The organism is Acinetobacter sp. CIP 64.2, from assembly GCF_000369645.1.
In the GTDB taxonomy this organism is placed as follows: Bacteria; Pseudomonadota; Gammaproteobacteria; order Pseudomonadales; family Moraxellaceae; genus Acinetobacter.
On record NZ_KB850121.1, the window covers coordinates 722,572 to 735,858 of the forward strand.

At 43.1% G+C, this 13,287-nt stretch carries 13 protein-coding genes; 8 read left to right on the forward strand and 5 right to left on the reverse strand.

Annotated features, from left to right (window positions below; all coding sequences use genetic code 11):
* Positions 1-24: 24 nt before the first annotated feature.
* On the reverse strand, positions 25-282 hold the full coding sequence (gene tusA / locus F895_RS12935) for a sulfurtransferase TusA (protein WP_005239999.1): 258 nt from the start codon (positions 280-282) through the stop codon (positions 25-27).
* A 175-nt stretch (positions 283-457) separates the two neighbouring features.
* Here tusA and F895_RS12930 point away from each other — a divergent pair, with 175 nt between their 5' ends.
* A complete protein-coding gene (locus F895_RS12930; RefSeq protein WP_005240002.1) occupies positions 458-1,297 on the forward strand; it encodes an HlyC/CorC family transporter in 840 nt (279 codons plus the stop codon).
* On the forward strand, positions 1,294-2,853 hold the full coding sequence (lnt, locus tag F895_RS12925; protein ID WP_005240005.1) for an apolipoprotein N-acyltransferase: 1,560 nt from the start codon (positions 1,294-1,296) through the stop codon (positions 2,851-2,853). The genes F895_RS12930 and lnt overlap by 4 nt, the downstream gene beginning before the upstream one ends.
* Position 2,854: 1 nt before the next feature.
* Here the strand turns inward: lnt and F895_RS12920 are convergent, their stop codons facing one another.
* The 4 genes from F895_RS12920 to gspF form a co-directional block, all read right to left on the reverse strand.
* Positions 2,855-3,193, reverse strand: coding sequence for a tRNA-binding protein (locus F895_RS12920; protein ID WP_005240007.1), 339 nt, complete (start codon positions 3,191-3,193; stop codon positions 2,855-2,857).
* Between the two features lie 205 nt (positions 3,194-3,398).
* The gene (locus F895_RS12915; protein WP_005240008.1) at positions 3,399-3,743 is read right to left on the reverse strand and encodes a hypothetical protein; all 345 of its coding nucleotides are present in this window, start codon (positions 3,741-3,743) and stop codon (positions 3,399-3,401) included.
* 261 nt (positions 3,744-4,004) lie between these two features.
* A complete protein-coding gene (gene gspG / locus F895_RS12910) occupies positions 4,005-4,547 on the reverse strand; it encodes a type II secretion system major pseudopilin GspG (RefSeq protein WP_005240009.1) in 543 nt (180 codons plus the stop codon).
* Complete coding sequence (gspF, locus tag F895_RS12905) at positions 4,547-5,752, reverse strand: type II secretion system inner membrane protein GspF (protein ID WP_005240010.1); 1,206 nt, start codon at positions 5,750-5,752, stop codon at positions 4,547-4,549. Before gspF ends, gspG begins: the two co-directional genes overlap by 1 nt.
* 212 nt (positions 5,753-5,964) lie before the next feature.
* On the opposite strand from gspF, the gene F895_RS12900 reads away from it, so the two are divergent.
* The 6 genes from F895_RS12900 (at position 5,965) to F895_RS12875 (ending at position 13,281) form a co-directional block, all read left to right on the forward strand.
* Positions 5,965-8,190 carry a primosomal protein N' gene (locus tag F895_RS12900; RefSeq protein WP_010589778.1) on the forward strand — a complete coding sequence of 742 codons (2,226 nt, stop codon included), beginning with the start codon at positions 5,965-5,967 and terminating at the stop codon, positions 8,188-8,190.
* Positions 8,191-8,310: 120 nt separating this feature from the next.
* On the forward strand, positions 8,311-10,137 hold the full coding sequence (locus F895_RS12895) for a cation:proton antiporter domain-containing protein (protein ID WP_005240015.1): 1,827 nt from the start codon (positions 8,311-8,313) through the stop codon (positions 10,135-10,137).
* Positions 10,138-10,254: 117 nt separating this feature from the next.
* Positions 10,255-11,130: an Hsp33 family molecular chaperone HslO gene (locus F895_RS12890; RefSeq protein WP_005240017.1), complete on the forward strand. Its 876-nt coding sequence runs from the start codon at positions 10,255-10,257 to the stop codon at positions 11,128-11,130.
* Positions 11,131-11,245: 115 nt separating this feature from the next.
* Positions 11,246-11,857 (forward strand): LysE family translocator, encoded by a 612-nt coding sequence (locus F895_RS12885; protein WP_005240019.1) that lies wholly within the window; start codon positions 11,246-11,248, stop codon positions 11,855-11,857.
* Between the two features lie 141 nt (positions 11,858-11,998).
* Positions 11,999-12,943, forward strand: coding sequence for a DnaJ C-terminal domain-containing protein (locus tag F895_RS12880; RefSeq protein WP_005240021.1), 945 nt, complete (start codon positions 11,999-12,001; stop codon positions 12,941-12,943).
* A gap of 11 nt (positions 12,944-12,954) precedes the next feature.
* A complete protein-coding gene (locus F895_RS12875) occupies positions 12,955-13,281 on the forward strand; it encodes a chaperone modulator CbpM (RefSeq protein WP_005240023.1) in 327 nt (108 codons plus the stop codon).
* The last annotated feature ends 6 nt before the right edge of the window (positions 13,282-13,287 follow it).

Consider the following 13,287-nt stretch of genomic DNA (forward strand, 5'->3'; position numbering starts at 1 on the left):
CCTTTTATTTGGCTGAAACGACACTTAACCCTTCTGGACCAAATAACGATATTCCGTATTGCTGTTTTCATCCAGACTTTCTTCTTTTAATACCAACTCATGCCCAAGATGCATACAAAATTTTGGAATATCCCATGATGTAGACGGGTCTGTAGCCAATACCTCAACAATATCACCCGACTTGGCTTTGCGAATGGCTTGATGCAACATCATCACAGGTTCGGGGCAACGTAAACCTCGCGTATTGATTTGAACAGCAGGAAGTTTTGGTTGGTCAGACATCATAAAACTCAAATATTCGAATTTTCACATTTTAGCATAATCCGCTCATATAAAAATCATCTACTCTATTTTGGGAAACTGTACGTTTTTTACATAGTATTATTGGTGCATCTGCGCTTTATCTTCGGTATGATGAAAATCATCTAATTGATATAGAGAGTCTTTAGGAAAGATCATGGTCGAGGAATCCAGTCCGTCGTGGGGTATGCGTGGCTTAAGAAAATGGTTAGGTACCGCACCAGAAACCCGTGATGAATTACTCAAGTTAGTTCAAGACTCACGTCGCTTTTTAGAGCCAGATACTGTTGCTATGCTTGAGGGTGTTCTCGATCTGCCAGCAACCAAGATTCGAGAAGTCATGACACCGCGTACAGCAATCATCAGCTTGCAAGAAGACGATCAATTACTCGATATTCTGGATGTACTGATTGATTCTGCACATTCACGCTTCCCTGTATTTTCAGCAGATCAAAGCGATAATGTCGTGGGTATCTTATTAGCGAAAGATCTTTTGCCATTTTTAACCGAGCGTAATGTCAAAGTCGATATTCGTTCATTGATGCGTCAGCCTGTTTTCGTGCCGGAAAGTGCACGTTCAGACCAAGTGCTACGCATGTTAAAAAATACCCAAACCCATATTGCGATTGTGATTGATGAATATGGTTCAACCGCGGGTTTGGTCACTTTGGAAGATATTCTCGAAGAGATTGTGGGTGAAATTGAAGATGAGCACGATATTGCCGATGAAGAAGCACTCTATATCGTACCAGACAATGACCCAACCACAGCCAATACCTGGATTGTGCAGGCACTTACACCAATCGAACACTTCAACACTATTTTAGATGCAGATTTTTCTGACGATGAAGTTGAAACTATGGGCGGCTTACTGCTGCAAGAGATTGGTTTAGTGAGCGATTTACAAGGTCAAACCATTGAGCTTGGAGATTGGCAATTTACCATTATTGAAGCAGATGCACGCACCATTCATCTGATTCGAGCTGTCCGTCAATGAGAACCTATTTTGAGAAGCTGTTAAATTCATCTCAGACACAAACGCAGCTTCCTTTTATTTTTCCACTATTGATTGCACTCATTTCGGGTGCAATCTTTAGTTTAGCTCTGGCCCCTTATTATTTTTGGTGGCTTGCGATTTTATCGCCTGCATTACTGTATGCAGTATTGCGTCAACGTAGTCCACGCCAGGCTTTTGCACTAGGTTGGGCTTACGGTTTTGGTCTATGGTTTGTCGGCGCATTTTGGCTCTATACCTCGATCCATACCTATGGTGACACCAATGCCTTTTTAAGTGTGTTGATGATTGTCATTATGGCCGCCGCAATGGGCTTATTTACTGCCTTTCAAACGTGGTTGTATCGCCGCTTTTTCCCTGAAACACCACTGACCTTTGCCCCACTCTGGGTATTATTCGAATGGGCGAAAACCTGGGTCTTCACTGGTTTCCCGTGGTTGTTTGCAGGTTATGCTTTCACCGAACGTTTACTCGATGGTTATGCACCCCTCTTTGGTGTCTATGCCGTTTCATTCGTCGTGATCGTATTGGCCTGTGCTTTGGTCGAAATCCTCAATCGCCGCTGGTTTTGGGCCATTCCTTCGGCACTGCTGATTATAGGTGCTTGGGGAGCTGGATTTATTCAATTTGTGCAACCTAAAGCAGCCAAGCCGCTGAGTGTGTCTTTGATTCAAGGCAATATTCCGCAAGACCTGAAATGGTTGACCGAATACCAGATTAGAACCTTAGAAATCTACGCGACCCTCACCCGTGCTGAATGGGGCCGTGATCTGATTGTCTGGCCAGAATCATCGATTCCGATGTTCCAGAGTGATATTCCTGAGTTCCTGGATGGCATGGCGGCACAAGCCAAAAAAACCGATACTGCTTGGGTAACAGGTATTCCTTATTGGGATATGGCCAAATCACAGCAAGTCGGTGAACCGCTGTATTACAACAGTATTATGGCCTCAGGGAGTGACTCTTATGGCTTGTATAAGAAACAACGTTTAGTTCCTTTTGGTGAGTATATTCCATTGTCTGGTGCGCTGAAATGGGTACTGCCAGCTCTGCAAAATGATGTTAGCATGAGCGGGTTCTCACGTGGTGAATCCGATCAAAAACCTTTAATAGTAAAAGGCCATGCTCTTGCAGCGGCGATTTGTTATGAAGTGGCTTATCCCAACCTGACCCGTCGTAATGCATCTCACAGTGACTTTTTAATTACTGTTTCCAATGATGCTTGGTTTACGGGAACTGCAGGCCCTTGGCAACATCTGCAAATGGTACAAATGCGTGCCAAAGAAAATGGGCGTTGGTTTATTCGCGCCACCAATACAGGTGTAACTGCGTTTATTGACCAGAATGGTCATATCGTAAAACACGCTCCTATCGATCAAGAAGCAGTTCTCCGTGGCGAGTTACCGGCCATGCAAGGGCAAACATTGTATAATCGTTTAAGCGATTACCCAATCTTGCTTTTCTCTCTGCTGTTATTGATTGTTGGCTGGATCTATCGTCCACGTAAAGTCAATATTACTTTTAAATCACGTCGATAAATTACAGCAACTTTGTACCCAGAGGAACATCAAACTCTGGGACACAAAGTGCAACATCCCCTTCGGCATTATGAAAACCTGTGACCAGACATTCTGACTGAATTGGCCCAATTTGTTTTTTTGGAAAATTTACTACGGCGACCACCAGCTTTCCGATTAAATCATCAGGCTGATACAACTTGGTAATTTGCGCACTGGATTTTCGAATCCCCAGGTCCTCACCAAAATCCACTTGTAGAATATAAGCAGGTTTTCGGGCTTGTTTAAAGACCTCCGCTTGAATGATCCGTCCAACCCGTAGTTCAACTTTGCTAAAATCATTCCATTCGATCTGTTGCATCTCTTTTATTCTCTTTTGGTTAAGTTCCGTTTGCAGCATAGGCGATCTAGCATCTTTAATAAACAGGCTAAATTTTTATTTGAAGTTAGGACAATTTCTATACACAAGAGTGTGCCGAGCTCATTCCAATCGATTAAAGCGTGTCAAAAACAAGTCATAAAAAAACGTAGAACTTGGGTCTACGTTTTTATTCAATATCTCTGGCTTAGAAATTCATCGATAATTGCACCGATATATAGGCCACGAGACTCGATAAGAATAGCATCGGAATATATCTGTAGGCTTTAAATAAAAGCTGTTCATCGTTAGCAATCAGCTTATGATTGATCCAGACACTAGTTTTTAAAGCACTTAAAAAACACAACACAAACCATGCACTCAACAAGCTCATGGCAAAAAAGCCGATCATGATTTGACTGCTGCCTTCCGACGCTTGCCACACGCTTAAAGCACCTTCACTAAAAGGCAATAGGCTTAAGATGAGCAATACAGATTTAAGCATTGCCCAATGAAACTGATTCAGTTCATCTAACACAAAAAATGCTTTCATCTGATCTCCACAACTTATTTCAAGGGTCTGAATTTATTATGCAAAGCTTTGACCAGAAGAAAAAGCCTATTTTTCTGCATCACTTCTTTTTCTTGTAACTATTAAATATGGAAATAATTCTTATTATAACTCTCAAATCTTTAATATTTTATTTATTCTTTATTTTACAATAAGTTGATTAAATATTTATAATTAAGAAATATTATCACTTCACTCTCGATTTATTTAACTCAACAGTGAAGTAATATTTTTATTCAAACATTATGGCTGATAGTAAATATCGGCATCGTTACCTTCGCCACCTTCTTTACCATCTGCACCAAACGAATATAAATCATATGGACGACCTTCACGACCGGGAATGACGTACTGTAAATCATTGTCCCAACTGTCCTTTGGATAACCCCCTTTAACATACCCCCCTGGCAACCAATTTTTTGCAGAAGCAGGTTGATGGACCAACGCATCCAACCCGCCATCTTGCATTGATGGATAACGACCATTGTCCAACTTATATTGATCCAATGCTCCAGCAACACCTTTTAAGGTAATTTGCGTGGTATCGACTTTGGCTTTTTCACCACGGCCCATCACATTCGGAACAATCAGTGCAGCCAAAACACCTAAAATGACAATAACAACCATCACTTCAATAAGGGTAAATCCTGAGGCACGATTCATTCGAGCAACGCACGAACGTGCCGCAAGAGAAGAAGCTATGCTTTGAGTGCAAGTATTCAAGCTATGTCCAACATTTTGTTTATCCATTGAATTATTCATATTCATCTCTCTCATGTCACGCATCAAATCATATTGTTCATATTAATAATTGGCAACATTACCGCAATCACAATCACCAATACAATTGCTGCCATAAAAATCAGCATCAAGGGTTCAAGTAAAGCCAGCAAAGTTGAAATAAAGGTAGTCACTTCACGGTCCTGCATGGTGGATGCGCGATCGAGCATGCGATCCAGCTCACCTGACGCTTCACCACTTCGGATCATTTGTACCATCATTGGGGGGAAATAACCGCAACGCTCCAATTGTGTTGCCAAATTACCACCTTCTGTTACACGCTCCATTGCCACTTCGATGGCATCACGAATCACCCAGTTATTACTGACTTCCGCCCCAATCCGCAGAGCTTCAACCAGAGGCACACCAGAACGAGTCAGAATCGATAAGGTACTGGCAAAACGTGCCGCATTTATACCACGCGAAAGTTTACCAAATAGTGGCAATCTGAGCGTTAATCGGTCAAATGCATAATGCCCTGCAGTGGTTCGGAGGAAACGGGTAAATAAAATGACTGCAACAAAGGCAAGAATAAGCATGCCAATCCAGGTATGCCGGATAAAGGCACTGGCTTTCATCAAAGCAACCGTAATCCAGGGCAATGCTTCTTTGCTTTGCTCAAAGGTTTTGACGATTTCTGGTACCACATAGGTCATCAAACCCATCACAATTCCGAAAGACATCAGCATCAGGACAATCGGATAGATCATCGCGCCTTGAACTTTCTTCTGCATGGCAAAGCGGTTTTCAGTATAGTCGGATAACTGATCCAGAATCAGATCCAGATGGCCTGAGCGCTCCCCTGCAGCGACTGTTGCAATATACAACTCAGGAAAACGGCCTGATTGCTGCATACTTTTTGCCAATGAATGTCCTTCTAAAACCTTGGAACGCACGGCACTCAACAAGTTTTGAACATGTGATTTTTCACTTTGTTTACTGACCGCACGCAATGCTTCTTCGAGTGGAATCCCTGCCGCCACCAATACGGAAAGTTGACGGGTCATCAGAGCCAGATCATAGGCACTGAAGCTTTTTTTAAACCATGAACGCTGTTGTTGTTTGTCTTTTTGCTCAACCGCATCGACCGCAATCGGTGTCCATGCTTTATCACGTAACTGTTGGCGAATTTGGCGTGCGGAATCCCCTTCCAGCACACCTTTATGTTGCTTTCCAGAAGCATCAATAGCTGTAAATTGATAAGCAGGCATGGTTCTGTTCTAATTGTCCCAAAATAGTAGTCGTTAAGTTGCATCCGTGTATGGGATGAGGAACCTTGTTCCACAAGAAATTCATCGACATATTGCACAGCACTTTAGCATAATTCTATGAGATGCAGTCATGCCTTATTTAAGTTGTTTGAAGCGACCATACAACTCAAAGGCTACAAATATCAACCAACACTTTAATGAATGAAGCCGCTATGCCGATCCAGAATTCTAACGCAATCCTTTACCGTATCCGAGTTGCCATACCTGTCTACCTGTATGACACCTTTGACTATACGGTCAGTGCAGAGCAATATGCTCAAGCACAGGTGGGAGCACGCGTTGCCATTTCTTTTGGACGGCAAAACCTCGTGGGAATTATTACCGAAAAGGTTGATCCAAACCAAGCGTTTACAGGGCAGTTCAAACTTAAAGCCATTACCGAACTTCTCGATGAAGAAGCCATTTTAGACCAACAAGTTTTAACTTTGTTGACATGGTCAGCCCAATATTATCAATTTCCGATTGGGGAGGTGATGCAAAGTGCCTTACCGACCTTATTGAGACAGGGCCGTGCCTTAGATATCCTGTTTCATTTATGGAAGATCACTCCTCATGATGATCCCAATACCTTATTAAAGCGTTCCCAAAAACAATATGATGCTTATCAGGTTTTAAAACTTCATCCACATGGTGCCACTGAAAATGTGCTTAATCTCAGTGGTGTCGAAAGCTCAACTCTAAAAGCATTAGAAAAAAAGGGACTGGTTGAATGTTGTCTGGAACCGCATGATTTCACGCCGACCCCTGTGCAACTGGCACAAGTGCCTTTGACTGCGAACGAAGATCAAAAGAAAGCGATTCAACAGATCCTCAAAGCACAGCATCATTATCAGGCCTTCTTACTTGATGGCTTGACGGGTAGCGGTAAAACTGAAGTTTATCTGCAAGTCATGTACGAGGTACTCAAACAAGGTAAACAGGTTCTGGTTCTGGTGCCTGAAATTGGCCTCACCCCGCAAACGGTCGCGCGTTTTAAATCACGTTTTCATTGTGATGTAGCCTTACTACATTCGGGCTTAAATGATTCAAAACGTTTACAGGCATGGCAACATGCACAAACGGGCAAAGCCTCAATTATTATTGGCACTCGTTCTGCGATTTATACCCCACTGCCACATCTAGGCTTAATCATTCTGGATGAAGAGCATGATCTATCCTATAAGCAGCAAGAAGGTTTCCGTTACCATACCCGTGATGTGGCCTTATATCGTGGCTATTTGCAAAACTGTCCCGTGATCCTTGGTTCTGCCACCCCCAGTATCGATAGTTATCATTTAGTGGAGTCAGGCAAGTTACAGGTACTCGAACTGAATCAGCGTGCTGGCGTCGCGGTACTGCCCAAGATATATGTCGTCGACTTAAAAATTGCCAAAAAGCAGCATGGTCTGAGCCAGACTTTAATTGAACAGATCAAGCACACTCTAGAACGTAAAGAACAGGTACTGATCTTTTTAAATCGACGTGGTTATGCCCCCATCCTGATGTGTGAAAGCTGTGGCTGGCAAGCCAATTGCCCGCATTGTGATGCGCATTTTACCTTACATTCGCAGCCCTACCATTATTTGCATTGTCATCATTGCGGCACCATCAATCGTCTTCCCGACCATTGCCCTGCATGCCAGAAACAAAGTCTAAAAACCATCGGTGCAGGAACAGCAAAACTTGAAGAGCACTTACAAGAATTATTTCCTCACAATGACGTGATTCGTGTTGATCGTGACAGTACCAGCCGAGTCGGCAGCTGGCAGAAGATTTATGATCGCATTCAGCAAAATAAGCCGAGCATTTTGTTGGGCACGCAAATGCTGGCCAAAGGTCACCATTTCCCACATGTGACACTTGTTGCGATTCTGGATATAGATGCAGGTCTGCTCAGTGTCGACCCGCGTGCACCTGAACGGACTGCACAGCTGATTGTGCAGGTGGCAGGGCGCGCTGGACGTGGCGAGCATAAAGGCAGTGTCTATTTACAGAGTCTACGTCCTGATCATCCGATGTTGACCACCTTAATCGAGCATGACTACCGTACTGTGGCCAAACAAATGCTGACGGATCGTAAAATCGCCATGCTCCCCCCTTATCGCTATGCAGTTCTGGTTCGGGTCGAATCTAAAGATCGTGACTATAGCCAGCAGTTCCTTGCTGATATAGCCCAACAGTTAAGGGAAATGACAGGCGATTTGGTTGATATCTGGGGGCCAATCCCTGCCCCGATGGAACGCAAAGCAGGACGTTATCGCGCGCATATGGTGATTTTGTCTGCTGATCGAGCAAAGCTGCACTTTTATTTACGGCAATGGTGGCAACAAGTGGTACATTTACCTCGTCAGCACCAACTGAGACTTTCGATTGATGTTGATCCCCAAGAGTTTAGCTAAAAACCAGCTTTGAGCTAACTCAAATAAGCGCAGGTTTCTGGATATCATCTATTCAGATCATATTTTTAACCGCGACTCATTTGAGTTAGTCTAGACAGAATAGAAAAATTGAGGCATTCAATGTCTTTACTGCTCCCGATTATTTTTTTACTGGCCGCGACTTTAATTTTTGCGCCCTTGGCCAAACGCTATGCCTCGACCACTGTTTTGGGTTATCTCATTGCAGGGCTTTTGCTTGGTTCCAGTGTTTCTGGCCTGATTGATGATGCTCAACTGATCAGCCAACTACTGCATTTCGGCATGATGACTGTCATGTTCTTTATCGGTTTTGCTTTTCGCCCCTTACAACTCTGGGCAGAACGTCGGACTGTACTCAAAAACAGTGGCGTACAATTTGTCATCATTAGCCTACTAATCACCAGTATCTGTTTCCTCCTGTTCAATGAGGTGCTGCTCAGTCTGATTCTGGGAGGAGCTTTAGCCCTCTCTGCGCTGTTCCTCCCGCAACAACTTTTACAGCAAAAACAACAACTCAATAGCAACCTAGGTCAAGCAACTTTAGCCAGCTTACAGTTTCAAGCTTTGCTTACTGTGCTGCTGATTGCCCTGTTTCCGCTCTTGGAGGATACCTCCTCGACACAACATGGTATTGCCTACTTTGCGGCAATCATTGCCACCATTTCAGGATTATTCCTCGCCAGTCGTTATGTCGTTCGTCCCTCATTTCGTTTCTTGGCCCGTAAAAACAGTATCCATCTCATTCCTGTACTCAGCTTATTGATCCTGCTTACAGTGATCTTGATCATGGATATTCTCAACATTCATCTATTGATTGCTGCATTTTTAGCAGGATTATTACTCGCCGAAACTGAATTTAAAACTGAAGTTGAACGCATTCTCGAACCCTTTAAAGATGCTGCCATTGGATTGTTTTTTCTGGCGATTGGCTTAGGCCTATCCTTGAATCCCTTAAGCCAAACCCCACTGCTGATCTTGGCCTCAATTTTTGGTCTGGTTTTGATTAAGGCAGTGATCATTGGCGCAATCCGCTATTACCAACAACGTCTTGCCAAGCCGAGTATCCTGTTAGCCATCACGTTGGCACAAAGTGGTGAACTCAGTTTTATTCTGCTCAAGTTGGCAGAAAATGAAAAATTACTCAGCACAGCGTTATTAGAATCAACCTTTCTAATTATCTTGGGTTCGATGCTGCTCACCCCGTTGCTATATACATTATTTGATCGAAAAATTTTGCCAATGCTGCAACAGAATAAAGTCGCTGTAACTGATACCGCAGCCGATGTTCCACAACATCCAATTCTCATCATTGGATTTGGTCGTTTTGGACAAGTCATCGCGCGCGCCTTACATGCGCAGGGCAAACACTTTAGTGTGATCGATAGCAACCAACCTGATGCTGATTTTATTCAACAATACGGGCATCGTTTTATTGATGCCGATGTGACTCAAGTTGAGAACTTGCGTGCTGCGGGCATCGAATATTGCAAGTTACTGATTGTTGCGATTGATGATGTTGAAGACAGTATGAATCTGGCGCGACACCTGCGCTTGAATTATCCAGATTTGACCATTCTGGTTCGGGCTCGCGATCGGCATCATGCCCATTTACTGCATGGCTTAGGCATCTCACAAATCTGGCGTGAAACCTATGCCTCATCGTTAAATATGGCGCAGCAAGCCTTAATTGAAACAGGTCTGGATCATGACGAAGCACAAACCCAGATTGCCCAATTCAAACAGCAAGATGAACAACTGCTCACACAGCAACATTGGACTTACGACCAACAGACGCTGACTGAAAGTTATCCAAGTGCCATTGCTGAACTGGAGTATTTATTTGCCAATACTCAAACTTTGCTGACAGATCGCGTGAGCAATGAACAAAACACACAAAGTGATGCAAATTCCCCCAATGAACAAGCTTGAGTTTTTACGAACTGGCACCATTATTGACTGCATATATGCACCTTTTTTATAAAGCTCAAAGTGCTTTTCAAAGCAATAAATTGCTTTGTTTTCCCCTTGAGGGGGCTGGAGAAAAATATGTCTGATTTACGCCAACGCTTTTTTATCGAAGACTGTCCTGTTCGTGGTGAAGTGGTACATCTGGAAGAAGCACTACAAACCATTTTGGCGCAACGAGAATATATGCCTGCGGTTCAAAGCCTGTTGGGTGAAATGCTCAGTGCAACTGCACTATTGGCAAGTACGCTCAAGATTCATGGCCGTATTAGCTTACAGATTCAAGCCAGCGGTACATTTAAATGGGCAATGGCAGAGTGTAACCATTTAGGTGAAGTGCGCGCCTTGGCAGATTATGAAGAAGATCCTCGTTTTGTTGAAGGTACAGATAGCCGTACCGTATTGGCGGCTTTAACGAATCCCTTATTGTTCATTAATATTGAACCTGAGCACGGTGAACGCTATCAAGGCATCGTACCGCTTGATCAACCAACTTTAGCCGGTTGTTTGACACAATATTATGATTTGTCTGCACAGATCCCAACTCATATTGTTTTGGCAACCAATAACAAACGTTCAGGCGGTTTATTGATTCAGTTACTTCCGCGTAATGATGAAGAAGAGCAAAAGCTGGTTGATGAGGACTTATGGCCGCGTTTGACCATGCTCACTGAAACGCTTAAACCTGAAGAACTCACTGATCTTTCAGCCAATGAAATTCTGTATCGTTTATATAACGAAGAAGAAGTCCGTTTACCGGAAATTGAGCAGTTAAAGTTTGGTTGTACTTGCTCTAAAGAACGCTGTGCCAATGCCTTGATCCAGATTGGTGTTGACGCGGTACATGAAACTTTAGAAGTACAAAATCCAATCCAGATGGATTGCCAATTCTGTAATACACGCTATGAATTCACCGCAGAAGAAGCACTGGGGCTGTTCGGTGAGCATTTAAGTTAATGAAATAGCGAAAAATAAAAAAAGACGGGCTTCCGTCTTTTTTTATTTTGTATTAAGGTCTACGGGATAAAATAAGATCCAGATCTCCCAATAACATAGACCGTTATCCTGCCTTATGAACTATTTCGAATACCTGCTGTTTATTATTAGTGTTGTGGTACTGATTGCTACTCCTGGCCCTGTGATGATTCTCGTCGCCAGCGCAGGTCTCAAAGGTGGCTATAAAAAAGCCTTGCAAACCATTTTTGGCACTAATTTCGCCTCCTTAATCCTGATTTTTATTTCAGTGTTAATTCTCAAAGGCTTTCTGACGATTGATGAAAACTATCTCAAAGGTATCCGGGTATTGGGGTGCCTTTATATTGCCTACCTCGGTTATAGCATCATCAAAGAAGTGCTTCAGGCACCACATCCCGCAGCGATTCAAACGGTGTCCGCACAAAATGGCGGTTTTAAAAAAGGCTTTCTGGTGGGGATTTCCAACCCCAAAGATATTATTTTCTTTTCAGCTTTTTTCCCGCAATTTATTTCAATTTCACCGAATATCAATTTCAGTTTAAGTCTTCTGACCGTGACTTGGATTATCCTGGATTTCCTCACGCTGTCTTTGGTTTATTTGTTTTTCCGTCGCTTGTCACAAAGCAGTATTTATCCCAAGATTTTGGGGCTATGTGGTGTCCTACTGGTCTTGATTGCACTCTATGGTCTGGTTGAAACTTTTATTTAACACCGCCATAAAATAACCTCCAAGTTACAACCCAGCGGCTACGTTCAGCCAAGCAGAACAAGTCTTATACAATCGAATCCATTGAAATCTCTTGGATTCGTTTCATAATGAAACAAACATCTCATTATTATATTTAAGATCATGGCAAAAAATTATTATGAAGAGCTCGGTGTTTCCAGAGATGCCTCAGCAGATGAAATCAAAAAAGCCTACCGAAAATTGGCACGTAAATATCATCCTGACATTAGTAAAGAAGCAGATGCTGAAGCCAAAATGCAGGCGATCAATGTTGCTTATGACACTTTAAGTGATAGCAGCAAAAAAACCGAATACGATCAAATGCTGGATCATCCACAAGGGTTTTCTCATTTTGGACAAGGCAATCAAAGTGGCTTTGATGGTTCTCAGTTCTATCGGCAAAGTTCAGGTGAAGGAGCTGATTTTAGTGGCTTTGAGGACCTATTTGGTCGCTTTGGATCAGGCTTTGGTGGCGGACAACAGCGCTCTCAACGCCAGCAACGCAGCTATCGTGGTGAAGATCAGCATGCCAGTATTCAGGTCGACATAGATATTGCCTATCACGGTTCAACTCAACAGATTACACTGCAAATTCCAACCTATAATGTGTATGGTGAGCCTGAAGTCCAACGTAAAACTTTAGAGGTTAAAATTCCAAAAGGTATGAAAGAAGGCCAGCAAATCCGCCTCAATGGCCAAGGTCAAAGTGGTATCAACGGTGGTGAAAATGGCGACTTATACATCGAGATTCAATATAAAGACAGCGACCGCATTCGCGTTGAAGGCGCTGATGTTTATCAAACCATTGACGTTAGCCCTTGGGAAGCAGGCTTGGGTCAAAGCATTGAGCTAAATACCCCTGCTGGACAGCTCAAGGTCAACTTACCCAAAAATGCCAAAAATGGACAACAACTGCGTTTAAAAGATAAAGGGATTCCAAATAAAACGGCAGGACACTTATATCTGATTATTAATATTGTTTTACCGCCAGCGCACAGTGAACAAGAGCAGCAGGCTTATCAACAATTTGCCGATGCCTTTGCTGCATTCAAACCTCGTGCCTCATAAGGAGTAAGATCATGACAACTATTCAATACAAAGAAATTCAATATGACGGTCACAGCCAAGTTGAAATCATTGATGAACAATTGGCACTCGATCTTGAGCACTTCGCCGAAGCATGTGGTCAAAGTACCGATTGGGTGTTAAAACTGATTGATTATGATATTTTGCAGATCTCTGTTGAACCCCAGAACTATCAGTTCATTGGCGAAGATGTCAGTCGCGCCAGACGGGCCTACCGCCTGCAACGCGACTTTGATGCCAGTCTGTCTGCCGTAGCAGTGATGCTGGATTTAATTGATGAAGTGCAACAACTGCGCAAACAGCTTAAACATTTTCATTAAGCTATG